We start from the raw sequence: 22,872 nt of genomic DNA on the forward strand, positions 1-22,872 counted from the left end.
GTCAGTCGTCCCCGTCCGGCAGCTCGAGCGGCTGGACCTCCGGCTGCTTGACCGGTGCCTCGACCTCGGTCACCCCCAGGAGCAGGCGCACCTCGCCGACCGTGACGATGGAGCCGGTGGCGACGACGCCCCCGGACACGCCCCCTTCGTCGGCCAGCTGCGCGGCGTGGTCCAGCGCGTCCGGCAGCTCGTCGATGACGGTGACGCGGTGGTCACCGAAGACCTCCCCGGCGATCTCGCCGAGACGGGACGGGCGCATCGCCCGCGGGGAGGTGCTGCGCGTGATGACGACCTCGTCCAGTGCCGGCTCGAGCGACTCGAGGATCCCGACGACGTCCTTGTCGGTGAAGATCGAGATCACCCCGACGAGCCGACCGAAGGTGAAGGAGTCCTTGAGCGCCTCGGCGAGGACGGCGGCCCCGTGCGGGTTGTGGGCGGCGTCGACGATGACCGTTGGACTGCGGCGCACGATCTCCAGGCGACCGGGCGAGGTGGCCGCGGCGAGGCCCGCGGCGAGCACCTCCTCGGCCAACGGCTGCTCCCCCCCGCCGAGGAAGGCCTCCACGGCCGCCACGGCGAGCGCGGCGTTGTCCGCCTGGTGCGCCCCGTGGAGGTTGAGCACCAGGTCGGGGTGATCACCGGCGAGGCCGCGGAGGGAGACCATCTGCCCGCCGACGGCGACATCGCGCTCGAGCACGCCGAAGTCGGTGCCCGCGACGGCGAGCCGGGCACCGACCTCCTCCGCGCGGTCGGCGAGGATGGCGGCGACGTCCGGGTCCTGGGGCGCGGAGACGACGATGGCGTCGGGGTGGATGATCCCGGCCTTCTCGTGGGCGATGTCCTGGATCGAGTCGCCGAGGAAGTGCTGGTGGTCGACACCGATCGGGGTGATGACGGCGACATCGGCCTCGACGACGTTCGTCGCGTCCCAGGACCCGCCCATCCCGACCTCGACGATCGCGACGTCGACCGGGGCGTCCGCGAAGGCGGTGTAGGCGAGCGCGACGAGGACCTCGAAGTAGGTCATCCGCGGCCCGTCCTCGGAGACCGAGCGGGTGTCGACCGCGTCGACGAAGGGGGCGATGTCCGCCCACGCGTCGAGGAAGGCCTCGCGGGTGATCAGCTCACCACCGATGGTGATGCGCTCGCGGATGTCCTGCAGGTGCGGCGAGGTGAAGCGGCCGGTCTTGAGGCCGGACTCGCGCAGGATCGACTCGATGATCCGCGCGGTCGAGGTCTTGCCGTTCGTGCCGGTGATGTGGATGACCGGCAGTGCGCGCTGCGGTTCCCCGAGCAGGTCCATGACCGCCCGGATGCGGTCGAGGCTGGGCTGGAGGTCGTGCTCGGGCGCGCGGGCGAGGATCCCGTCCTCGACCTCGCGCATCCGCTTGCGCAGCTCGAGCTCGTCGGCGGCCTGTCGCTGCTGGGCGTCGGGGGCTGGGCTCATGGGTCCGATTGTCCCATCGTCAGGCAGTGCGTCGGGCATGCAGGACCACGTCGTGCACGTGCTGCGTGGAGAGGGCGCCGGCCGGACGCGTCCGACGCTCCCCGGCCTCGATGACCCACCCCGAACGTCCCCTGATCGCGGCGAGGAACTCGCCGGTGTCGACGAAGGCCTTGTGGTCGAAGGGGCGCGTCTGCTCGACATCACCGCCGGCCAGGTCCATGTCGTGCGTGTCGTGGTTGATGATCACCAGCCGACCGCCGCGCGCCACGGCGTCGAGCACGTTGGCCACGCCGCGCCCGTCCGGCGTCCGCGGGAGGGACGCGTACGCCGCGGTGACGAGGTCGTACTGCTTCCCGCCAAAGGGATCGGCCGCATTCGCGTCGGCCCGGAGGCGCTCCACCTGCACGCCCCGCTCCCCTGCCGCCGCACCGACTCGCTCCAACGCGAGCTCGGAGATGTCGCTGGCCGTCACCCGCCACCCCTGCTGGGCCAACCAGAGGGCGTCGCCCCCTTCGCCCGCTCCCACGTCGAGAGCGGACCCCGGCGCCAGCCCCTCGACCTCGGCGACGAGGGAGCCGTTGGGGTTGCCGCTCCACTGCAGGTCACCGCAGTAGCGACCGTCCCAGTCCGCGGCGTGCGCGTTCGGCCGCGCCGCTGCCTCCAGGTCCTCCTGCGCGAGGTCAAAGCCGATCATGCTGCCCACCCGCGTGCCGGCCGCGGCGGTCGGCAGGACCTGCAGCATCGGCTCGGCGAGCGTGCCGACGGCGTAGACCCCGGGGGCAGCGGTGGTGCCGGTCATCGGGTCGGCCTCGACGTACGTGGCGATTCCGGTCGGGTGCTCGCCGGCCGTCAGACCCACCCCGGCGAAGGGGGCGACCCGGGCATGCAGTCGGGTCCCGATGAGCATCGCGTCGGCCTCGATGACACTGCCGTCCGCGAGGCGGATTCCGCTGAGCGCGCCGGCGTCGTCACTGACCACCCGCTCGGCCCGCGCCACGACGACCTTCACCCCCGCATCGCGCAACAGCTGCAGCTGCGGGTCATCCGCGGTAACACCCTCGTGAACGAGGACGGTGAGGTCACCGGTGAGCTGACGCAGCAGCGGCAGCGGGTGCAGACCCATCGGCGAGGTCACGAGCGCGACGAGGCGCGTGTCCCGGACCTCGTAGCCGTGACAGAAGGGGCAGTGGATGACCGCACCACCCCAGTGCTCGGCCAGGCCGGGCAGGTCGGGGAGCTCGTCGCTCAGGCCGGTCGCGGCGACGACCCGGCGGGCGTGGACCACGTGTCCACCACTGAGTGCGACACGGAAGCCGCCGTCCTCGCGGGTCACGTCGACGGCGCGACCGGTGAGCACCTCGGCGCCGTAGGAGCGCACCTCCTCACGCGCGATCCGCAGGAAGTCCGCGGGCGAGCGACCCTCGTGGCCGAGGTAGCTGTGCATCTGGTCTGCGGGCGCGTTCCGGGGCTCGCCGGAGTCGATGACGATCACCGACCGACACTGGCGGGAGAGCTGCAAGGTCGTGGCGAGGCCCGCGGCGGAACCGCCGACGACGGCCACGTCGACGTGTCGCTCGACGACGGACGGGGTGCTGTGGTCGTGGGTGCTCATGACGTTCACCGTAGGCCGCTCTAGCGTATACTGCATACCCTCTTGCACTATTAGCAAGATCGAATCGAGAGGGCCCCATGAGCGAGATCGAGCAGACCGTCCGCACCCGACTGCGCGGGCTGCGCACAGCGCAGTCCCTCTCCCTTGACAACCTCGCCGCTCGCTCCCACCTCAGCCCCTCGACGATCAGCCGCATCGAGACGGGCAAGCGGGCGATCAGCCTCGACGTGCTCCTCCCCCTGGCCCGCGCGTTGCGCACGGACGTGGAGATGCTGCTCGCCGAAGACATCGACGAGGACGTGGTCATCCGCCCGGCACCGACGCACGAGGACGGCCGCACGACGTGGATGCTCACCAAGGCCACGGGCGCGACGGCGGCGATGAAGGTCCGGCTCGAGCCGGCGACGACCAGGCCGCAGCAGCGCGTCCACCCGGGCCACGACTGGTTCTTCGTCCTCGAGGGACGGATCCAGCTCTTCCTCGGGGAGCGCACCGTCATCGTGGAGACGGGCGAGGCGGCCGAGTTCGAGACGATGACGCCGCACTCCTTCGCCGCAGTCGGCGGGCCGGCCGAGGTCATCATGATCTTCGACCAGGGCGGGCACCGAGTGCACCGCGACGACTAGGGATGTGGTCCCCCGAGACGAGCGCCCTCTTCACGCCCGGGCGGGCCCCCTTGCCCTGCGAGGGCAGCTCGAGCAGTCCATCGACGTGGTGCAGCGTCATGTCCATACGGCCGACCGCAGACCGTTGACATGTGACCTTTTAGTCACATTTTGTGACGTCGTGACCGATGACGACCTCGTGTTCAAGGCGCTGGCGGATCCCACCCGCCGGCTGCTGCTGGACGCGCTCTTCGAGCAGGACGGGCGCACCCAGGGCGAGCTGGAGGAGGTCGTGCGCGAGCACACGGAGATGACGAGGTTCGGGGTGGCCAAGCACCTCCGGCTGCTCGAGGAAGCGAACCTCGTCGTCTCCCGCAAGCAGGGGCGGAGCAAGCGCCACTTCCTCAATGCCGTCCCCATCCGGGCGATCCACGACCGCTGGATCGACAAGTACACGGCGGCGCGGGCCTCCGCGCTGCTGGATCTCAAGAGAGCACTGGAGGACGAGTCATGAGCGAGACGCAGCAGGCGGTGCAGGTCCACCGCATCTTCATCAACGCCAGCCCCGAGAAGGTCTGGGCGGCGATCACCACCCCGGAGTTCAGCCGGCTCTACGGGTACACCGGCGATGTCTCCTACGAGCTGGAGCCGGGTGGGCACTACGAGCACCGGGCGAGCGAGGAGATGCGGTCCATGGGCATGCCCGAGGTCGTCGTCACCGGTGAGGTCCTCGAGGCCGACCCGCCCCGGCGCCTCGTGCAGACCTGGGCCCCGGTGTGGATCCCGGACGAGGAGCCGGGCACCGTCACCTGGGACATCGAGGCCACCGCCGACGGGGCGACCCGCCTCACGCTGACCCACGACCTCACGGGCCGGCCGCAGACGGCCGAGCAGGTCGCCGGCAACCCCGACCCGATGGGCGCCGGTGGCGGCGGCTGGCCGTGGGTCCTCTCCGGCATCAAGTCGGTCCTCGAGACGGGGGCGCCCATGGAGTCGGGCGTGTGGGAGCGCCAGGCCTCCGCCTCCTGACCGCAGCGCGAAGGGGGCCGGTCATGAACTGTGGTCCATCACCGGCCCCCGTCGGGCTCAGGCGAGCCCCAGAACCCCCTTCATGTGATCAATCACCTCGGCGTGCAGCTCGGCCGGGCTGAAGAGGATGACCTCGGCGTCGCTGACCACCCGCACGCTGTGCCCACCGGGCCAGTGGAAGGCGTCGCCGGCGGAGCACCGCTCGGACCCGCCCTTGGCGTAGCTGACCTCGACCTCGCCGGCGAGGACGTAGCCCCAGTGCGGCGCGTAGCACATGTCGTTGTGGAGGCCCTTGAGGAGCGGCGCGATGTCGGTCCCTGCGGCGAGCGAGAAGTACTCCGCTGCCATGGTGCCCGAGGCCGCACCGAAGTCCTGCTGGTGGCGTGCCACCGCACCGGGTGCGTCGATGCGGACGGGGATCTTGTCCTTGAGGATGTGCATGATCGTCATCTCCTTGCGCCTCGCCCTGGCAAGGCCGTGTGTGTTGGCACCTGATGGGCGTGACACGGCGCTGTCACACTGTGACAAGGCGGTGCATGGCTCCTGGGAGGGGACATGGCGGAAGAGTGGTCCGACGTCAGCGCGGCCCTCGCCCACGGCGAGTGGACCCGGGCCCTGACGCTGCTGGACGCGGCGACGGGACCGGAGGGTCAGGTCGCTGTGGAGCTGCGGGCGCAGGCGGCCTACGGCGCGGGTGACCTCGAGGGGTGTGTCGGCGCCTGGGAGCGCCTGTACGCCATGCGGCTCGACTGCGGCGACCCCGTCGGTGCGGCCGCTGCCGCTGCCAGTGCCGCCCTCTTCCTGCTCATCGACACCGGCCTGATGGCTCCGGTCCGCGGATGGGTGGCCCGCGCGGGCCGTGCCCTCGAGGACGTCCACGAGCCGACCGGGGCCAGCGCGATGATGGCCGCGGTGCTCACCTACGAGCGCTTCCTGTCCGGGGACGTCGACGCCGCCGCCCGCCACGCCCGGGTGGCCGTCGCCGTGGGGTCCGAGCTCGGCCTCTCGCTGCCGGTCGCCTTCGGGCGCCTGGCCCAGGCACGCCTGACCATCCTCGGCGGCGAGGTCGAGCAGGGCCTGGCGCTCCTGGACGAGGTGGGGTCGACACTGATGTCCGGGGAGCTCGAGGACCTCGCCTCCGGGATGTTGATGTGCGAGGTGATCTGCGCCGCCCAGGGTGTCGGCGACCACGAGCGGGCCCGTGACTGGACCGTGGTCATGGACGAGTGGCGTGGCGAGCGCGGCTTCGGCACGATCCACGGCCGCTGCCGGTTGCACAAGGCAGAGCTGCTGCGTCAGTCGGGCCCGGGGAGCGCGGCCGAGGCCGAGGCCCTGGCGGCGTGCGCCGAGCTGCGTCCGTGGATGCGCCGTGAGTTCGGCTGGCCGCTGACCGAGCTCGGGACCATCCGGCTGCGCCGCGGTGACGTCAGCGGGGCGATGGAGGCGTTCGACGCCGCCGAGCACCACGGGTGGGCACCGCAGCCGGGTGCGGCCCTCCTGACGCTCGCCTGCGGGGACCCGGACGCGGCGGCACGGGAGATCGCCGCGGCCCTCGCCGAGCCGGCCCACGTCCCCTCCAAGGAGCAACCCCCCTTCGGCGAGCTGCGGCTGGCCCCCCTGCTGGAGGCGCAGGTGGAGATCGCCGCGGTGCGCGGGGACACCGAGACGGCGGTCGCCGCATCCCGACACCTCACCGGGACGGCCCGACGGTTCCCGAGCCCCGGCCGCGAGGCAGCCGTCGCGCTCACCGACGCCCGGGTCGAGCTCGTCACGGGACACCCGGACCGGGCACGGGACCGGGCGACGCACGCGGCCGAGCTCTTCGACCGGGTCGAGGAGGCCTTCCAGTCCAGCTGTGCGAGAGGCGTCCTGGGACAGGCGCTCGCGCAGCTCGGCGACGAGGACGGCGCGGCACGGTCCTGGGCCACGGCGTCCTCGGGCTTCGCCCGATTCGGCCCCTCGTACTGGGCACGGTCGCTGACGCGACCGGTCGCCCTCCGCAGCGCCCCGCTCACCGTGCCCACCCGGCCGGCCCTGGGCGGCACCTTCACCGCAACCGGTGGACGGCGGACCGTCGGTTTCCTCGGCCGTGAGGTCGTCGTCCGCGACCTCACCGGGCACCGCGCCCTCGCCCGACTGCTCGAGGCGCCGGGGACGCACATCCCGGCGATCGACCTCGTCGAGGCGGGCCCCACCCAGGCCCTCTGCGTCGACCACGGGGAGCTGACGACGCGCCGCGGACCGGATGCGGGCCTGCCCGTCCTCGACGAGCGCGCGCGTGCCGCCTACCGGCGACGCCTGGGCGAGATCGAGGCCGACATCGCCGACGCGGACGTGCGCGGTGATGCCGTCCGCTCCGAGCAGGCACACGCCGACCGTGAGTACCTGGTCACGGAGCTGGCCCGGGCGAGCGGCCTGGGTGGCCGTGAGCGCACCACCGGAGGGTCGACCGAGCGGGCCAGGACCAGTGTCACGCGGGCGATCCGGTACGCCATCAGGACCTTGGCAGAGCACCACCCCGAGGCCGCGGCGCACCTGCGCGCCCGGATCCGTACCGGCACCTACTGCTGGTACGAGCCCGACCCGGCGGCACCGGTGGACTGGGTGACGAGGGAGCTCAGAGCAGGGCGATGACCAGGGGGACGAGGAGGCTGGTCAGCAGGGCCGTCAGCCCCATCGACAGCCCGGCGAAGGCGCCCTCCGTGGGGTGGTCGTGCAGGGCCCGGGACGTACCGACCCCGTGCGAGACCGCGCCCAGCGCCAGTCCCCGGGTGCGGTGGTCCCGGATGCGCAGCCGGTCGAGCAGGCCGGGGCCCAGGACGGCACCGAGCAGCCCGGCGAGCATCGTGAAGACCGCGACGAGCGCCGGCACGCCGCCGATCTGCTCGGCGATGCCGATCGCCACCGGTGTCGTCGCCGACTTGGGGGCCACGGTGAGCTCGAGCGCCCGGTCCCCACCCAGCGCCCGGACCATCAGCACCGCGGAGCCGATGGACACGACGGTCCCGACCGGCAGTGCGACCAGGAGCGGCACGAGCATCTCCTTGAGGTGGTGCGCCTGGCGGTGGAGCGGGACCGCCAGCGCCACGGTGGCCGGCCCGAGCAGCACGTGGATGAGCAGCCCGCCCTCCATGTACGTCCCGTAGTCGATGTCGACGGCGGCGACCAGGGCCATGACGAGACCGGCGGCGATGAAGACCGGCTGGGCCAGGGGGTGACCGCGCGTGCGGTCCCGCAACCACACCCCGACCCGGTAGGCGAGCAACGTGACGAAGATCCACGTCAGCGGCGACGTCCGCAGGTACTCCAGGGTGGCGCTCACGAGGCGTCCCCGGGAGCGACGCCGCGCCGGCGCACCAGCAGTGTCACCAGGCCGGCCACGGTCACCAGCCCGGCGGCCCAGGAGAGGACCAGTCCGCCGGTGACCGGCACCCACTGCTCCCGGACGGCCGCCGCGTGCACCATGATCCCGACCGTCACCGGGACGAAGAGCAGCTGCAGGTGGCGCAGCAGGCCGTCGGCCACGCGCAGGGTCCCCGACCCCGGGCCCGGGCGGCGCACCGACAGCACGCCGAAGAGCAGCACCATGCCCAGCACCGGACCGGGGACGGGCAGGCCGAGCCAGCGGACCACCACCTCGCCCACCAGCTGGCAGCCGAGCAACCACAGCGCGCCGTTGATCATCCGGCCATCGTCACACGTCGTCCCCGTCGCCTCAGAGCCTGCTCACCTTGATCCGCACCCGCTCGCTGCCGGACAGGTCGGCCTCGGCGACACCGTCGCCCAGGGGCAGCGCCTCGAGGGTCGGCGCGGAGCCGAACTGGCTCGCGAGCGTCTCCTCGACGACGAGGTTCTGGTGGGTGGCGACCGCCTCCCAGACCGGCTGGCTGCCGGTGATGGTCAGGCTGATCCGGTCCGAGACCTCCAGCCCGGCGTCGCGGCGGGCCTGCTGGACCGCGCGGATGACGTCGCGGGCCAGGCCCTCGGCGGCCAGCTCCTCGGTGACCTCGGTGTCGAGGACGATGAAACCACCCACGGAGCCGGGGAGCATCGCGGTGGCGCGCTGGCTCCCTTCGTCATCGGCCGCGACGGTCTCGAGCGTGTACTCGCCCTCGACCAGCTCGATCCCGCCGGAGGTGACGGTGCCGTCCTCGGCCACGGACCAGTCCCCCGACTTCGAGCCCTTGATGGCCATCTGGACCTGCTTGCCCAGGCGCGGACCGGCGGCGCGCGCGTTGACGGCCAGCTTCCGGCTCACGCCGAACTGCTCGGCGGCCGGGTCGGCGATGTCGAGCAGGCTCACCTGACGGACGTTGACCTCGTCGGCGATGATCGCGCCGAAGTCGGCGAGCGCCGCGGCGTCCGGGACGACGACGGTGAGGTCGCGCAGGGGCAGGCGGTTGCGCAGCTTGTTGGCCTTGCGCAGCGCGCTGGCCGAGGAGCAGACCGCGCGGGCGGTGTCCATCGCCACGACGAGGTCGTGGTCGGCCGGCAGCAGGTCGGCGTCCGGCCAGTCGGCCAGGTGGACCGAGCGCTCCCCCGTCAGGCCGCGCCAGATCTCCTCGGCCGTCAGCGGGAGAAGGGGGGCGGCCACCCGGGTGAGGACCTCGAGGGCGGTGTAGAGGGTGTCGCAGGCGCGCTGCGCGTCGGCGAGGGCGCTCTCACCTGCCTCCCCGGTGGCCCAGAACCGCTCGCGGCTGCGCCGGATGTACCAGTTGGTCAGCACGTCGGTGAAGGACCGGGTCGTGTCGCAGGCACCGGCGATGTCGTACTCGTCCAGGCGCGTGGTCGTCTCCTCGACGAACTCGCGCAGCTTGGCCAGCAGGTAGCGGTCCAGCGGGTCGGTGGAGTCGGTCGACCACGTCGCCTCGTAGCCGGTTCCCTCGGAACCGCCCAGGGCATTGGCGTAGAGGGAGAAGAACGAGTAGCTGTTCCACAGCGGGATGAGGACCTGACGCACGCCCTCGCGGATCCCCTGCTCGGTGACGACGAGGTTGCCGCCGCGCAGGATCGGGCTCGACATGAGGAACCAGCGCATCGCGTCGGCACCGTCACGGTCGAAGACCTCGGAGACGTCCGGGTAGTTGCGCAGCGACTTCGACATCTTCTGCCCGTCGTTGCCCAGGACGATCCCGTGGCTGATGCACGAGGAGAAGGCCGGCCGGTCGAAGAGCGCGGTCGCCAGGACGTGCAGCGTGTAGAACCAGCCGCGCGTCTGGCCGATGTACTCCACGATGAAGTCACCCGGGAAGTGGTGCTCGAACCACTCGGCGTTCTCGAACGGGTAGTGCACCTGCGCGTAGCTCATCGACCCGGAGTCGAACCACACGTCGAGCACGTCCTCGACGCGGCGCATCGTGCTCCGGCCACTCGGGTCGTCCGGGTTGGGACGGGTCAGGTCGTCCACGAAGGGCCGGTGCAGGTCCGGCCGACCGTCCGCGTCGACCGGCAGGCGGCCGAAGTCTCGCTCGATCTCCTCGAAGGAGCCGTAGACGTCGATCCGCGGGAAGGCGGGGTCGTCGGACTTCCACACCGGGACGGGGCTGCCCCAGAAGCGGTTGCGGGTGATCGACCAGTCGCGGGCGTTCTCCAGCCACCTGCCGAACTGGCCGTGCTTGACGTGCTCGGGCGTCCAGGTGATCTGCTCGTTGTTGGCGAGCATCCTGTCCTTGATCGCCGTGACCTCGACGAACCAGGACTCGACGCCCTTGTAGATCAGCGGCTGGCGGCAGCGCCAGCAGTGCGGGTAGGCGTGCTCGTAGGACTCGCGGCGCAGCAGGATGGTCCCGGGGGTGACCGAGTCGGTCTGCTGCCCGCGGGTGGTCGCCTTGAGCGCGTCGATGATCGGGCCGTTGGCGTCGAAGACGAGCAGGCCGGCGTAGTCGGTGACGGGCGCGGTGAAGGTCCCGTCCTTGGCCACCGGCATGACCGCCTCGATGCCCTCGCGGTCGGTGACCTCCTTGTCGACCTCACCGAAGGCACCGGCGGTGTGGACCAGGCCGGAGCCGTCGGTGGTCGTCACGGCGTCGTCGGCGGCGACGACGCGGAAGGCGTTCTCGTGGCCGGCGTAGTACGACATCGGCGGGGTGTAGGTGCGCCCGACGAGCTGGGCACCGGTGTAGCGGCCGAGGACCGTCGGCTCGTCACCGAGCTCGCGGGCGTAGGCGCCCAGCCGGGCCTCGGCGAGCAGGTAGCGCGCGGACTCCTCCTCGAGGCCCGGCACCGGGGCCTCGACGACGACGTAGTCGATCTCGGAGCCGACCATGACGGCCAGGTGGCTCGGCAGGGTCCACGGGGTCGTCGTCCACACCAGGAGGTGGGCACCGTCGAGCACGGGGTCCTCGCCGGTGGTGTCCATCCGCAGGCCGACGGTGACCGACGGGTCCTGGCGCTGCTGGTAGACCTCGTCGTCCATGCGCAGCTCGTGGTTGGACAGCGGGGTCTCGTCCTGCCAGCAGTACGGCAGCACGCGGAAGCCCTCGTAGACCAGGCCCTTGTCGTACATAGACTTGAAGGCCCAGATCACCGACTCCATGAAGCCGGGGTTGAGCGTGCGGTAGTCGTTGTCGAAGTCGACCCAGCGCGCCTGCCGGGTGACGTAGTCGCGCCACTCCCCCGTGTACTTCAGCACCGACTCGCGGCAGGCCTCGTTGAACTTCTCGATCCCGAGCTCGCGGATCTCGTCCGTGGTCTTCAGGCCGAGCTGGCGCATCGCCTCGAGCTCGGCCGGCAGGCCGTGGGTGTCCCACCCGAAGCGGCGCTCGACGCGCTTGCCGCGCATCGTCTGGTAGCGCGGGATGACGTCCTTGACGTAGCCGGTGAGCAGGTGGCCGTAGTGAGGCAGGCCGTTGGCGAAGGGGGGTCCGTCGTAGAAGACGAACTCGTTCGCCCCGTCCGTGCCGGGGTCGCGCTGGTCGATCGAGGCCTGGAAGGTGCCGTCGGCCTCCCAGTAGCGCAGCACGTGCTGCTCGATGTCCGGGAAGGAGGGGGAAGAGGCGACGGTGGTCGCGTCGGTGGTGGAGACCTTGGGGTAGGTCATCGCGGCGGCTCCGGGTGGTCGGCGTGGTCAACTCCTGCCACGAGGACGATGCCGTTGCCTCAGCACGCGCACCGCGGTACCACCCCGCTTGCCCACCCCCTTCGCGCGAAGGGAGGAGACCGCTCTTGGTCGATCGGTCGTGACGTGACCACCCGTCCGGGTCTAGTGAAGTGCCGGCAGCACTCGTTCTTCCGGAAGGCTCGCCGCTGATGACGGCTCGAGCGCCTGTGGGCACCCAGTGTAGGACAGCGTGGACGGTGGTCGAGTCCGCCCAGCGGGCGCAGCCTCGAGACCGCACCGGGTAGCATGGCCACAGCACTGCCGAGAGGCAGTCGCGACCCGTTGGGGGAAGCCGGTGCGAATCCGGCGCTGTCCCGCAACCGTGAAGCCGCTCGTCGGCCAGCCGGAACACCCACGGATCGCGAGGCTCCGCCACACCCGTCGAGGACAACGGGTCGAGCCCCAGACGCGCAGAGCGCCCGGGTCGCGACCAGTCGGTCCCAGCTCGAAAGGTCGCACCATGCGTTCCGTCTCCACCCTCGCCCTCACCGCGTCCCTCGGTGCCGTGGGCCTGGCCCTGGCTCCTGCTGCGTCCGCCGCCACCCCGGACGACTCCGTGCGCTACCTCGCCGACCGGCTCGCCGACGGCGACGACCGCCTGCTCGTCGAGGCCGGCGGGCAGAGCTACGCCGACCACGGCCTGACCATCGACGCCGTCCTCGGCATGAGCGCTGCGGGGACCGGTGGTGACGCGGCCGCAGCAGCCACCGACTGGGTCGTCGCCAACTCGGGCGCCTACATCGGCTCCGGCGAGGAGGCGTACTCGGCGGCGACCGCCAAGCTGCTGACCTTCGCCGGCGCCCGGGGCCTCGACCCCCGGGACGTCGCCGGGGTCGACCTCGTCGCGCGGCTGCAGTCGCTCGAGCAGGGCAACGGCCAGTTCGCCGACCAGTCGGAGTACGGCGACTACTCCAACACCCTGGGCCAGTCCTTCGCCCTCATCGGACTCGAGCGCGCCGGCGTCAACCCCTCCACCGCCTCCGTGGACTTCCTGCTCGCGCAGCAGTGCGACGACGGTGGCTTCCGGCTGAACTTCGACGAGCCCGACACGAGCCAGGACGACGCGTGCGTCTCCGACCCCGATGCCACGTCGACCGCCGTGCAGGCACTCGACGTCGTCGGCGGGCACGACGCGACCGTCCAGGACGCCGCCGACTACCTCGTCAGCCGCCAGGGCGCCGACGGTGGCGTCGCGGGCGGCCGGACCACCGAGGGCGTCAACGCCAACAGCGCCGGTCTGGCCGCCGTCGCCTTCCGTCTCGCCGGGCGGGAGGACGCCCGCGGCCGGGCGCTGCAGTACCTCGAGTCCGTGACCTTCGGGTGCGAGACCCCCGCCCTGGCCGGTGGGATCGCCTACAACCGGGCCGACTTCGACGCCGCCACCGCCCAGGGAGCCGATGCCCAGCCGGACGGCACCATCACCCGCACCACCGCCCAGGCGATCCTGGGCCAGACCGACGAGTCCTATGCCACGGTCAGCGCCTCGGGTCAGTCGGCGGCCACGCCGACGCTCGAGTGCGCGACCGCCGAGCCAAGCGACGACGGCACGACCGGGCCGACCGGGCCGACCGACGAGGCAACGGGCGACCCCGCCGACGGCACGACCGAGCCGACCGACGACGCGACGGCCGGACCAACCACCCCGACCGACGGCGGCACCACCGCTCCCGAGCCGGAGCGCCCGGAGGTCGTGCAGACCGACGGTGCCACCACCGGCACGCCCGACCTCCTGCTCGCACTCGGTGCGGGCGGTCTGACCGCGGCCCTGGTCGTCGTCGCCCGACGTCGCACCGCCCCGCAGCAGCGCTGATGCTGCGCGCCATCGCCCGCCTCGGCACGGCCGTCCTCCTCGCGGCGGCCGGCCCGGCCGTGGCCGCACCCGCCCAGGCCGCCGGATGCACCGGGGTGGGCGTGGTCGTCGACTTCGGCGGCTCGAGCCAGGTGCGCTGCGTCCCGGGTGACCCGTCCTCCGCCGGCGCCGCGATCGAGCAGGCCGGCTTCAGCGTCACCCGGGTGCAGTCCCAGCCGGGGGCGATCTGCCGGATCGACGGCCACCCGGCGGAGATCGGCTGCCGGATGATGCCCCCCACAGACAACTACTGGTCCTTCCACCACGCGCAGGCCGGTGGCTCGTGGACCTACTCCAACCGGGGGTTCTACGACTACGACCCCGCCCCGGGCAGCGTCGTGGGGGCGAGCCTGGGATCCGGCGGGGCACCGAGCACCCCACCGCCGGCCGCTCCCGCGCCGTCCCCGACCAGCACCCCGACGCAGCGGTCCACGCCCACGCCGACCTCCAGCGCCCCCGCCGCGCCCAGCGGCACGGGCAGCGGGTCCACCGGCAGCGACCCGGGCGGCTCGCCCGGGTCGTCCACCCCCTCCGACGCGACGGTGCCGTCCTCGACCAGCACCGACACCGCCGCCCCGACCGGGTCCGGCTCCGCCACCTCGTCCTCCCCCACGGCGGCATCCGGCAAGGCCACGAGGACGAAGGAGGCGAAGCGGGCGAAGGAGACGAAGCGGGAGAAGAAGTCCAGCGCCAAGAAATGGAAGAGCTCGTCGACCACCTCGCGCACCTCGGAGGCCGGTCCGTCCGACAGCGCGTCGGACGAGGCGGTCGTCGCCGCGGACGAGACCACGGCCTCCGGGGACGACAGCAGTGCCCTCGTCCCCGCCCTCGTCGGAGGTGGTCTGCTCACCGCCCTCGCCGGCGGCGCCGTCGTCATGGCCCGACGGCGAGAGGACTGACCTCCCTTCGTGCTCTCCTCGACGCCGCGAGCGATCCACCCGGGGGCCTGGTGGCTGTGGGCCATCGGGCTCGCCGTGGCGGTCTCGCAGACGAACAACCCGCTCGTGCTGCTCATCGCGGCCAGCGCGGTGACCTTCGTCGTCGTCTCCCGCCGCAGCGACTCGCCGTGGGCGCGCGCCTTCGGGCTCTACGCGATCCTCGGCGGATTCATCATCGGGCTGCGGATCGTGCTGCACGTGCTCGTCGGCCTGAAGTGGGGGGAGATCACCGTCCTGCCGCTGCCGCTCATCGAGCTGCCCGGCTGGGCCGCCGGGATCAACCTGCTCGGTGACGTGCGGCTCGAGGGGCTCCTCGCGGCGACCTTCGAGGGCATGCGCCTGGCGACGATGATCCTGTGCATCGGTGCGGCGAACGCCCTGGCCGACCCCAAGCGGCTGCTCGCCGCCCTGCCCGGCGCGCTGCAGGAGATCGGCACCGCGATCGTCGTGGCGATCAGCGTCGCGCCGCAGCTGGCCGAGTCCGTGCGCCGTGTCCACCGGGCCCGGTTGCTGCGCGGGGACGGTGCGCGGGGGGTCACGGCCTTCCGCCGGGTGGCCATGCCGGTCCTGGAGGACACCCTCGAGCGGTCCATGGCCCTCGCGGCCTCGATGGACTCGCGCGGGTACGGACGGCGCAACGAGACCTCCCCCGCACGCCACCGGCTCACCGGGGCGCTCGCCCTCGGCGGTCTGCTCGCCATGACCATCGGCAGCTACGGCCTGCTCGACGCGACGAGTCCCGGGTGGCTCGGTCTGCCCCTCCTACTGGTCGGGGCGGTCCTGGGCGCCCTCGGTCTGGCCAGTGGGTCCACCGCGGTGACGCGCACCGTCTACCGACCGGCCCCGTGGCGCAGCGCGGAGACCACCACCGCCGTGTGCGGTCTCCTCGCCGCGGTCGCGGCCTTCGCCAGCACGGCCCTCGAGCCGGCCGCGCTGAGCATGTCACTCACCCCGATCGCTCCGCCGCCGCTACCGTGGATCCTCACCCTCGGCCTGCTCGTCGCGACGCTGCCCGGTCTCCTCACACCGCCGCCACCGCTGGGCCGCCGGCGTGACCGCACCCGACGCGCCGGCGCCGGCCCGGTCCCCCACCCCGAGACCGAAGGGAGCCGGACATGAGCTGGGCACCCGAGCCCGCCATCGTCTTCGAGGACGTGACGCTCACCTACGACGGCAGCGGGACCCCGGCGCTCTCCCACGTCGACCTGACCGTCGACGAGGGCGAGCTCGTCCTCGTCGTCGGGCGCACCGGCTCGGGCAAGTCGACGCTCCTCGGCGCGATCAACGGGCTCGTCCCCCACTTCACCGGCGGCCACCTGCAGGGGCGCGTGCTCGTCGCCGGCCGGGACACCCGCACCCACCTGCCCCGCGACCTCGCCGACGTCGTCGGTGTCGTCGGGCAGGACCCGCTCGCCGGCTTCGTCACCGAGACGGTCGAGGCCGAGCTCGCGTACGGGATGGAGCAGCTCGGTCTGCCCCCGGCGACCATGCGGCGCCGCGTCGAGGAGGCCCTGGACGTCATGGACGTCGCCGACCTGCGCGACGCCCCGCTGCGCGACCTCTCCGGCGGGCAGCAGCAGCGCGTGGCCATCGGCGCCGTGCTCACGCAGCACCCCAGGGTCATCGTCCTCGACGAGCCGACCTCCGCGCTGGACCCGACCGCCGCCGAGGACGTCCTCGCCGCGATCTCCCGGCTCGTGCACGACCTGTCGACGACCGTGGTCGTCGCCGAGCACCGCATCGAGCGGGTCATCCACCATGCCGACTCGGTCATCCACGTCGCCGACGGCCGTGTCGAGCACGGTCCGCCCGCGCACATGATGACCACCTCCTCCGTCGCCCCGCCCGTCGTCGAGCTCGGCCGGTGGGCCGGGTGGTCCCCGCTGCCGCTGTCGGTGCGCGATGCGCGCCGGGCGGCCCGCCCCCTTCGCGGGCAGCTGACGCAGGCACCGGCCCCCGCCACTCCCCCGGTGCGGCCCGGCGGGCTCGAGGCGAAGGGGGTGACCGTGCGCCACGGCCGGCTGGTCGCCGTCGACGACGTCGACCTGACGCTGCACCCCGGCACGGTCACGGCCGTGATGGGCCGCAACGGCGCCGGCAAGTCCTCGCTGCTGTGGGCACTGCAGGGGTCGGGCACGCGGACCGCGGGGAGCGTCGTGGTCGACGGCGTCGACCCGGGCGAGCTGAAGCCGGCTGCCCGACGATCCGTGGTGGGCCTCGTACCGCAGACCCCGGGTGACCTGCTCTACCTCGAGACGGTGGGCGCGGAGTGCGCCCGTGCCGATGCGGATGCCGGCCGCGACCCGGGCAGCTGCGCGGTGCTGCTGGAGGAGATCGCCCCCGGCATCCCGTCCGGGATGCACCCGCGTGACCTGTCCGAGGGCCAACGCCTCTCGCTCGTCCTCGCCGTCCAGCTGACCGCCGACCCGCCGGTGCTCCTGCTCGACGAGCCCACCCGGGGTCTGGACTACTCCGCCAAGCGCGCCCTGGGCCGCGCACTGCGCGCCCTGGTCGCCCGCGGGCGCACCGTCGTGCTGTCCACACACGACGTCGAGTTCGTCGCCGAGGCGGCCGACCGGGTCGTCATCATGGCCGACGGGGAGGTCATCGCCGACGGCCCGACGGCCGAGGTGGTCGTCTCCTCGCCCGCCTTCGCGCCGCAGGTGGCCAAGGTGCTCGCGCCCGTGCCCCTGCTCACCGTGGCCGGCGTGCGCGAGTCGGTCGCCGCCGCGCAGGAGGCGTCCCCGTGAGGCACACCGCGCTCGCGCTGCGTCCCCGGGCCGTCGCCGCGATCGCCCTGACGAGCATCGCCGGCGCGTTCGCCTTCCTCTGGCCGCTGCTCATCTCCCCCGACACCGGCCTGTCCCACTCCGGGGACGCCCCGCTCGTCTTCGCCGCGATCCTCGTCGGCGTGCTCGCGGTCGTCCTCGCCGAGGTCAGCGACGGTGGCCTGGACACCAAGGCCGTGGCCATGCTCGGGGTGCTGTCCGCGGTCGGCGCCGCGCTGCGTCCGCTCGGGGCGGGCTCGGCCGGGCTGGAGACGGTCTTCTTCCTGCTCATCCTCGCCGGGCGCGTCTTCGGTCCCGGCTTCGGCTTCGTCCTCGGCGCGACGACACTCGCCTCGAGCGCCCTCATCACCGCCGGCGTCGGCCCGTGGCTGCCCTTCCAGATGCTCGCCGCCGCCTGGGTCGGTCTCGGCGCCGGTCTGCTGCCACGGGCGAAGGGGGCGGCGGAGATCGTCCTGCTCTGCGGCTACGGCGCGGTGACCGGCCTGCTCTACGGTGCCGCCCTGAACTTCTCCTTCTGGCCGTTCACGGTGCAGGGCGAGGAGTCGCTGTCCTTCGTCGCAGGTGCGCCGGTCACCGAGAACCTCACCCGTTTCCTGGCCTTCTCCCTCGCGACCTCCCTCGGCTGGGACATCGGCCGGGCCCTGACCAACGTCGCGCTCATCGCGCTGACCGGGCGCCCGGTCCTCGGCGCGCTGCGGCGGGCCGCCCGTCGGGCCTCGTTCGCCGCGGCCTGAGACCCGTCTGCGAGGATGGCGCCATGCCGACGGACCTGGACCGACACGAAGCGTGGCTCAGCCGCGAGGACCTGGACAACATCCGCGGGCGGGTCCCCATCCTCTACGTCGCGGCGGTCCCCGTGCGGGTGGCCGACAACGGCTCGGTGACGAGGGTCGGGCTGCTCCTGCGCGCCTCCGACACCGGCACGATGGACCGTGAGCTCATCGCGGGTCGGGTCAACTACCACGAGCGGGTGCGCGACGCCCTCGTGCGGCACCTGGAGAAGGACCTCGGCCCGATGGCGCTGCCCTCCGTCCCCGCCTCCCCCGTGCCCTTCACGGTCGCCGAGTTCTTCCCGACGCCGGGCATCACGCCCTTCCACGACCCGCGCCAGCACGCGGTCGCGCTGAGCTACATCGTGCCTGTGCGCGGTGACTGCGCCCCGCAGCACGACGCCCTCGACCTGGCGTGGCTCACCCCCGCAGAGGCGAGCGAGACCGGGCTGCAGGCGGAGATGGCCGGGGGCCACGGTGCCCTGCTCCAGCAGGCGATGTCGCACCTGGGGCACGGCAGCTTCTGAGGACCGGTCCTACTTGCTGAACTGGTCCTTCCTGCGGGTCATGTCCTTGCGGTCCTTGGAGTACGCCTCCTCGTACGTCGGCGCCGTGCCGCCGAGGCGGGCCGGGTGGAAGCGCAGCTCCTCCCCCTTCGGCTGCGGGTAGGCCGCGAGGGTCTCGTCGAGCATCTGCTTCATCACCCGGCGAAGGTGGGCGGTCACCTCGGCGACGTCGTCGTCCGGCCCGACGTGGATGGGCTCGCCGACGGTGATGTGGATCGGGGCGTTCGTGCGGCCCAGACGCTTGGGCACGTCCTTGGTCCAGATGCGCTGGGCGCCCCAGACGATCGTCGGCAGGATCGGCACGCCGGCGTCCTTGGCCATCCGCACGGAGCCGGACTTCAGCTCCTTGATCTCGAAGGAGCGCGACATCGTCGCCTCCGGGTACACGCCGACGATCTGGCCCTGGCGCAACCGGTTCGTCGCCTCGGCGAGGGCGCCCGCGCCCGCGTGGCGGTCGACGGGGATGTGCTTGAGCCCGCGCATGATCGGACCGGCGACCCTGTGCTGCCAGATCGACTTCTTGGCCATGAAGCGCACCCAGCGGCGGCTCTTGCGGGCGCTCAGCCCCGCGAAGACGAAGTCGAGGTATCCGGTGTGGTTGATCGCCATGACGGCACCACCGCGGCGCGGGACGTTGGCTTCCCCCTTCATCGTGAAGCGGTATCCGTTGATGAGGAAGATGACCCGGGCGATGATGATGATCAGCCGGTACAGGGGCTCGGGTGGACGCATGTCGACAGACTACGACGTCGCCGGGTCGGCGGTGGGCCCGATTGGCAGGGCAGTGAGCGGGGATGGGAAGATTCGGCCCATGAGCGAGCACTCCCTGTCCCCCGACGCTGCCCGCATCCCGGAGCGTCCCTCCCTCGACGGGCTCGAGGAGAAGTGGGCAGTGGTATGGCGCGAGCAGGAGACCTACGCCTTCGACCGTGCGGGTGGGCGCGAGCAGGTCTTCTCCATCGACACCCCGCCGCCGACCGCGAGCGGCAGCCTGCACATGGGGCACGTCTTCAGCTACACCCACACCGACTGCATGGCCCGCTACAAGCGCATGCAGGGGTTCAACGTCTTCTACCCGATCGGCTGGGACGACAACGGCCTGCCGACGGAGAAGCGGGTGCAGAACTACTACGGCGTTCGCGGCGACTCCTCGCTGCCCTACGACCCGGACTTCACTCCCCCCTTCGCCGGGACGACGAAGACGATCAAGGCCGCCGACCAGGTCCCCGTCAGCCGGCAGAACTTCATCGAGCTGTGCGACGAGCTGACGGTCAAGGACGAGGAGGCCTTCGAGTCCCTCTTCCGCCGCCTCGGCTTCAGCCTCGACTGGGCCATCCAGTACCGCACGATCGACGAGCACTCGCGCGCGACGGCGCAGACGGCCTTCCTGCGCAATCTCGCCCGCGGTGAGGCCTACACCGCCGAGGCCCCGGGCCTGTGGGACGTCACCTTCCAGACCGCCGTCGCCCAGGCCGAGCTCGAGGCGCGCGACTACCCGGGCGCCTACCACCGCGTCGCCTTCCACGGCGCCGAGGGCCCGGTCCACGTCGAGACCACCCGCCCGGAGCTGCTCCCCGCGTGCGTCGCCCTCATCGCGCACCCGGACGACGAGCGCTACCAGGGTCTCTTCGGTGCCACTGTGACCTCGCCGATCTTCGGCGTCGAGGTCCCGGTCCTCGCCCACCGCGGCGCCGAGATGGACAAGGGCGCCGGCATCGCCATGTGCTGCACCTTCGGTGACCTCACCGACGTCATCTGGTGGCGTGAGCTGCAGCTGCCGACCCGCTCGGTCGTCAACCGGGCCGGCCGCATCGCCGCCGACGTCCCCGAGTGGATCTCCGGGGAGACGGGCGCCGAGGTCTACACGCAGATGTCCGGCAAGACCGTCCACTCGGCTCGCGAGGTCGTCGTCGAGGCGCTGCGCGCCTGCGGTGACCTCGACGGCGAGCCGCAGAAGACGCAGCGCAAGGCCAACTTCTACGAGCGCGGCGAGAAGCCGCTGGAGATCGTCACCTCCCGCCAGTGGTACATCCGCAACGGTGGCCGGGACGCCCAGCTGAACGAGACGCTGCAGGACCGCGGCGACGAGATCGCCTTCCACCCCGAGTTCATGAAGTCGCGCTACAAGAACTGGGTCGCCGGTCTCAACGGCGACTGGCTCATCTCCCGCCAGCGCTTCTTCGGCGTGCCGATCCCCGTCTGGTACGCCCTCGACGCCGAGGGCGAGCCGCGGTACGAGTCGCCGCTCGTGCCCGAGGAGTCGCGGCTCCCGATCGACCCGACCGCGAGCGTGCCCGAGGGGTACACCGAGGACCAGCGCGACCAGCCGGGTGGCTTCACCGGTGACCCCGACGTCATGGACACCTGGGCCACCTCCTCCCTGTCCCCCCAGATCGCCGGTGACTGGTTGGGGCGCGAGTCCGGCCGCTCTGATCTGTTCGAGCGGGTCTTCCCGATGGACGTGCGCCCGCAGGGGCACGACATCATCCGCACGTGGCTCTTCGCCACGGTCGTGCGCGCGCACTTCGAGCACGGCAGCGTGCCGTGGAAGAACGCCGCGATCTCCGGCTGGATCCTCGACCCCGACCGCAAGAAGATGAGCAAGTCCAAGGGCAATGTCGTCACCCCCGAGGACGTCGTCGTCGAGCACAGTGCCGACGCGGTGCGCTACTGGGCCGCCTCCAGCCGCCTGGGCACCGACGCCGCCTACGACACCGGTCAGATGAAGATCGGTCGCCGACTGGCGATCAAGCTGCTCAACGCGAGCAAGTTCGCTCTGGGCTTCGGCACGGTCGAGGGCGACCTCGCCGCCGCCGTGACCAACCCGCTCGACCAGTCGATGCTCGCCGGGCTCGCCCGGGTCATCACCGACGCGACGGCGGGCTTCGAGGCCTGGGACTACACCCGCAGCCTCTCGGTGACCGAGACCTTCTTCTGGACCTTCTGCGACGACTACATCGAGCTGGTCAAGGACCGCGCCCACGGCGGCGAGGGACAGGACCCCGCCGGGACGGCCTCCGCCCGCGCCGCCCTGCGGCTCGCGCTCGATGCCCTGTTGCGCCTGCTCGCACCCGTGCTGCCCTATGCCACCGAGGAGGTCTGGTCCTGGTGGCACGAGGGCTCGGTCCACCGCGCCACGTGGCCGACCGCCGACGAGCTGCCGTCCGGCGGTGACGCGGCCGTCCTCGGTGCGGTCGGCGAGGCCCTCACCCAGATCCGCAAGGCCAAGTCCGACGCCAAGGTCGGCATGCGCAGCGAGATCACCGCGGCCACCCTCGTCGCCCCCGCGGCGACGGCGCAGCTCGTGCGCGTCGGTGAGTCCGACCTGCGCAGCGCCGGCCGGCTCTCCGGCTCCTTCGAGCACGCCGAGGGCGAGGAGATCGGGCTGCGCGACGTCGAGCTGATCCCCTTCGTCAAGCCGAAGAAGAACTGACCCCTTCCCGGCCCGGCTCCCGGCGCAACGCCTCCGGGGTCGGGTCGGGGGCCAGCTGCGGCACCCGCCACGGGGCGATCGCCGGTGAGCCGTTGCCCGCCCGCCGGTGGCCGGTGGGCTGGACGAGGATCCACGGCACCGACCACCCACCCAGGTCGAGACGTCGGGTGGCGAACTCGTCCTCGGTCAGCGGCAGCACCTGCCCCGAGCTCGGCTCGTACACGGTGAGCTCACCGGGGCGCGCGCCCGGGATGACGAGCGTGATGTGGCGCGGCAGCAGTGAGTTGCCCACGTAGAGGGCCGCCGGCTCTCCGTCGACGACGAGATCGGTCAGGCGGCGGTACCGGGCGCGCAGCGCCTCCTGCATGTGGCCGCGGACCGGGACCAGCCGGTAGCGCGTCCCGACGCGGGCACAGCCGTTCTCCAGCTCCTGCTTCAGACCCCACGGTGGTGTCCCGAAGGCCCGTGGCCACGCCATGGCCGGTCTGCCGCCCGGGGTGGCCCACCCGTTCGTCCGAGCCTGGACGGTGCGCTCCCAAGACGCGAAGCGCTCCGGGAAGGTGGTGCCCTCGGCGCCGGGGATGGGGTGTCCCTCGCCGTGGACGACCCAGCGGGCGAAGGGGCCGTCGACGAGCATCCTCGCCACGGTCGCGCACGCCGACCCGCAGGTCGTCGGGCTCTGCTGCCGCGGGCCCGAGGACCCGGTCGCCAGCCGGAAGGGCGCGCTCACCCGGT

Annotated in this window: 19 protein-coding genes and 1 riboswitch; of the genes, 11 read left to right on the forward strand and 8 right to left on the reverse strand. The window is 72.4% G+C overall.

Annotated features, from left to right (window positions below):
• Position 1 precedes the first annotated feature (1 nt).
• Together O9K63_RS06820 and O9K63_RS06825 are read right to left on the reverse strand one after the other, a co-directional pair.
• Entirely contained in the window at positions 2-1,447 is a 1,446-nt protein-coding gene (locus O9K63_RS06820; RefSeq protein ID WP_277241757.1) for a bifunctional folylpolyglutamate synthase/dihydrofolate synthase, read from the reverse strand.
• Positions 1,448-1,466: 19 nt separating this feature from the next.
• The gene (locus O9K63_RS06825; protein WP_277241759.1) at positions 1,467-3,059 is read right to left on the reverse strand and encodes a bifunctional NAD(P)/FAD-dependent oxidoreductase/class I SAM-dependent methyltransferase; all 1,593 of its coding nucleotides are present in this window, start codon (positions 3,057-3,059) and stop codon (positions 1,467-1,469) included.
• Between the two features lie 77 nt (positions 3,060-3,136).
• Between O9K63_RS06825 and O9K63_RS06830 the strand changes: the two genes are divergently transcribed.
• The 3 genes from O9K63_RS06830 to O9K63_RS06840 all read left to right on the forward strand — a co-directional run bounded on the left by O9K63_RS06830 (position 3,137) and on the right by O9K63_RS06840 (position 4,693).
• Positions 3,137-3,685 carry a helix-turn-helix domain-containing protein gene (locus O9K63_RS06830; RefSeq protein WP_277241761.1) on the forward strand — a complete coding sequence of 183 codons (549 nt, stop codon included), beginning with the start codon at positions 3,137-3,139 and terminating at the stop codon, positions 3,683-3,685.
• Between the two features lie 160 nt (positions 3,686-3,845).
• Entirely contained in the window at positions 3,846-4,178 is a 333-nt protein-coding gene (locus tag O9K63_RS06835; RefSeq protein WP_277241763.1) for an ArsR/SmtB family transcription factor, read from the forward strand.
• The gene (locus O9K63_RS06840; RefSeq protein ID WP_277241765.1) at positions 4,175-4,693 is read left to right on the forward strand and encodes an SRPBCC domain-containing protein; all 519 of its coding nucleotides are present in this window, start codon (positions 4,175-4,177) and stop codon (positions 4,691-4,693) included. Before O9K63_RS06835 ends, O9K63_RS06840 begins: the two co-directional genes overlap by 4 nt.
• Before the next feature lie 57 nt (positions 4,694-4,750).
• On the opposite strand, the gene O9K63_RS06845 is transcribed toward O9K63_RS06840, so the two are convergent.
• Positions 4,751-5,143, reverse strand: coding sequence for a hypothetical protein (locus O9K63_RS06845; RefSeq protein WP_277241767.1), 393 nt, complete (start codon positions 5,141-5,143; stop codon positions 4,751-4,753).
• A 105-nt stretch (positions 5,144-5,248) separates the two neighbouring features.
• On the opposite strand from O9K63_RS06845, the gene O9K63_RS06850 reads away from it, so the two are divergent.
• Positions 5,249-7,327 (forward strand): hypothetical protein, encoded by a 2,079-nt coding sequence (locus O9K63_RS06850; RefSeq protein WP_277241769.1) that lies wholly within the window; start codon positions 5,249-5,251, stop codon positions 7,325-7,327.
• On the opposite strand, the gene O9K63_RS06855 is transcribed toward O9K63_RS06850, so the two are convergent.
• Genes O9K63_RS06855 through ileS form a run of 3 tightly spaced genes read right to left on the reverse strand, consistent with a single transcriptional unit; the run spans position 7,311 to position 11,732 of the window.
• Entirely contained in the window at positions 7,311-8,015 is a 705-nt protein-coding gene (locus O9K63_RS06855; protein ID WP_277241771.1) for an LrgB family protein, read from the reverse strand. The two genes, O9K63_RS06850 and O9K63_RS06855, sit on opposite strands and share 17 nt — an antisense overlap.
• Positions 8,012-8,377, reverse strand: a complete 366-nt coding sequence (locus O9K63_RS06860; protein ID WP_277241773.1) for a CidA/LrgA family protein — start codon at positions 8,375-8,377, stop codon at positions 8,012-8,014. The genes O9K63_RS06855 and O9K63_RS06860 overlap by 4 nt, the downstream gene beginning before the upstream one ends.
• 31 nt (positions 8,378-8,408) lie before the next feature.
• Entirely contained in the window at positions 8,409-11,732 is a 3,324-nt protein-coding gene (gene ileS, locus O9K63_RS06865) for an isoleucine--tRNA ligase (protein ID WP_277241774.1), read from the reverse strand.
• Positions 11,733-12,054: 322 nt separating this feature from the next.
• A riboswitch (cobalamin riboswitch) is annotated at positions 12,055-12,166 on the forward strand.
• Positions 12,167-12,252: 86 nt separating this feature from the next.
• On the opposite strand from ileS, the gene O9K63_RS06870 reads away from it, so the two are divergent.
• From O9K63_RS06870 to O9K63_RS06895, 6 genes are read left to right on the forward strand one after another with little or no spacing between them, the layout of a single operon-like run.
• Positions 12,253-13,602, forward strand: coding sequence for a prenyltransferase/squalene oxidase repeat-containing protein (locus tag O9K63_RS06870; protein WP_277241776.1), 1,350 nt, complete (start codon positions 12,253-12,255; stop codon positions 13,600-13,602).
• Positions 13,602-14,540, forward strand: coding sequence for a hypothetical protein (locus O9K63_RS06875; RefSeq protein ID WP_277241778.1), 939 nt, complete (start codon positions 13,602-13,604; stop codon positions 14,538-14,540). Before O9K63_RS06870 ends, O9K63_RS06875 begins: the two co-directional genes overlap by 1 nt.
• Before the next feature lie 9 nt (positions 14,541-14,549).
• Positions 14,550-15,698, forward strand: coding sequence for an energy-coupling factor transporter transmembrane component T (locus O9K63_RS06880; RefSeq protein ID WP_277241780.1), 1,149 nt, complete (start codon positions 14,550-14,552; stop codon positions 15,696-15,698).
• Positions 15,695-17,329: an ABC transporter ATP-binding protein gene (locus O9K63_RS06885; protein WP_277241782.1), complete on the forward strand. Its 1,635-nt coding sequence runs from the start codon at positions 15,695-15,697 to the stop codon at positions 17,327-17,329. The genes O9K63_RS06880 and O9K63_RS06885 overlap by 4 nt, the downstream gene beginning before the upstream one ends.
• Entirely contained in the window at positions 17,326-18,102 is a 777-nt protein-coding gene (locus tag O9K63_RS06890; protein ID WP_277241784.1) for an ECF transporter S component, read from the forward strand. The genes O9K63_RS06885 and O9K63_RS06890 overlap by 4 nt, the downstream gene beginning before the upstream one ends.
• A 23-nt stretch (positions 18,103-18,125) precedes the next feature.
• Positions 18,126-18,665 carry an NUDIX hydrolase family protein gene (locus tag O9K63_RS06895; RefSeq protein ID WP_277241785.1) on the forward strand — a complete coding sequence of 180 codons (540 nt, stop codon included), beginning with the start codon at positions 18,126-18,128 and terminating at the stop codon, positions 18,663-18,665.
• Positions 18,666-18,674: 9 nt separating this feature from the next.
• Here O9K63_RS06895 and O9K63_RS06900 read toward each other — a convergent pair whose 3' ends face one another.
• The gene (locus O9K63_RS06900; protein ID WP_277241787.1) at positions 18,675-19,436 is read right to left on the reverse strand and encodes a lysophospholipid acyltransferase family protein; all 762 of its coding nucleotides are present in this window, start codon (positions 19,434-19,436) and stop codon (positions 18,675-18,677) included.
• A 79-nt stretch (positions 19,437-19,515) separates the two neighbouring features.
• Between O9K63_RS06900 and valS the strand changes: the two genes are divergently transcribed.
• Positions 19,516-22,137, forward strand: coding sequence for a valine--tRNA ligase (gene valS / locus O9K63_RS06905; RefSeq protein ID WP_277241789.1), 2,622 nt, complete (start codon positions 19,516-19,518; stop codon positions 22,135-22,137).
• Here the strand turns inward: valS and O9K63_RS06910 are convergent.
• Positions 22,118-22,867, reverse strand: coding sequence for a hypothetical protein (locus tag O9K63_RS06910; protein WP_277241792.1), 750 nt, complete (start codon positions 22,865-22,867; stop codon positions 22,118-22,120). The two genes, valS and O9K63_RS06910, sit on opposite strands and share 20 nt — an antisense overlap.
• Positions 22,868-22,872 lie beyond the last annotated feature (5 nt).

The organism is Janibacter cremeus (assembly GCF_029395675.1).
Classification (GTDB): Bacteria; Actinomycetota; Actinomycetes; order Actinomycetales; family Dermatophilaceae; genus Janibacter; species Janibacter cremeus_A.

Bases quoted from the DNA above. Each gene is read 5' to 3' on its own strand.
- O9K63_RS06820 (WP_277241757.1), bottom strand. From the start codon at position 1,447: ATGAGCCCAGCCCCCGACGCCCAGCAGCGACAGGCCGCCGACGAGCTC.
- O9K63_RS06825 (WP_277241759.1), bottom strand. From the start codon at position 3,059: ATGAGCACCCACGACCACAGCACCCCGTCCGTCGTCGAGCGACACGTC.
- O9K63_RS06830 (WP_277241761.1), top strand. From the start codon at position 3,137: ATGAGCGAGATCGAGCAGACCGTCCGCACCCGACTGCGCGGGCTGCGC.
- O9K63_RS06840 (WP_277241765.1), top strand. From the start codon at position 4,175: ATGAGCGAGACGCAGCAGGCGGTGCAGGTCCACCGCATCTTCATCAAC.
- O9K63_RS06845 (WP_277241767.1), bottom strand. From the start codon at position 5,143: ATGACGATCATGCACATCCTCAAGGACAAGATCCCCGTCCGCATCGAC.
- O9K63_RS06850 (WP_277241769.1), top strand. From the start codon at position 5,249: ATGGCGGAAGAGTGGTCCGACGTCAGCGCGGCCCTCGCCCACGGCGAG.
- O9K63_RS06860 (WP_277241773.1), bottom strand. From the start codon at position 8,377: ATGATCAACGGCGCGCTGTGGTTGCTCGGCTGCCAGCTGGTGGGCGAG.
- ileS (WP_277241774.1), bottom strand. From the start codon at position 11,732: ATGACCTACCCCAAGGTCTCCACCACCGACGCGACCACCGTCGCCTCT.
- O9K63_RS06870 (WP_277241776.1), top strand. From the start codon at position 12,253: ATGCGTTCCGTCTCCACCCTCGCCCTCACCGCGTCCCTCGGTGCCGTG.
- O9K63_RS06875 (WP_277241778.1), top strand. From the start codon at position 13,602: ATGCTGCGCGCCATCGCCCGCCTCGGCACGGCCGTCCTCCTCGCGGCG.
- O9K63_RS06885 (WP_277241782.1), top strand. From the start codon at position 15,695: ATGAGCTGGGCACCCGAGCCCGCCATCGTCTTCGAGGACGTGACGCTC.
- O9K63_RS06895 (WP_277241785.1), top strand. From the start codon at position 18,126: ATGCCGACGGACCTGGACCGACACGAAGCGTGGCTCAGCCGCGAGGAC.
- O9K63_RS06900 (WP_277241787.1), bottom strand. From the start codon at position 19,436: ATGCGTCCACCCGAGCCCCTGTACCGGCTGATCATCATCATCGCCCGG.
- valS (WP_277241789.1), top strand. From the start codon at position 19,516: ATGAGCGAGCACTCCCTGTCCCCCGACGCTGCCCGCATCCCGGAGCGT.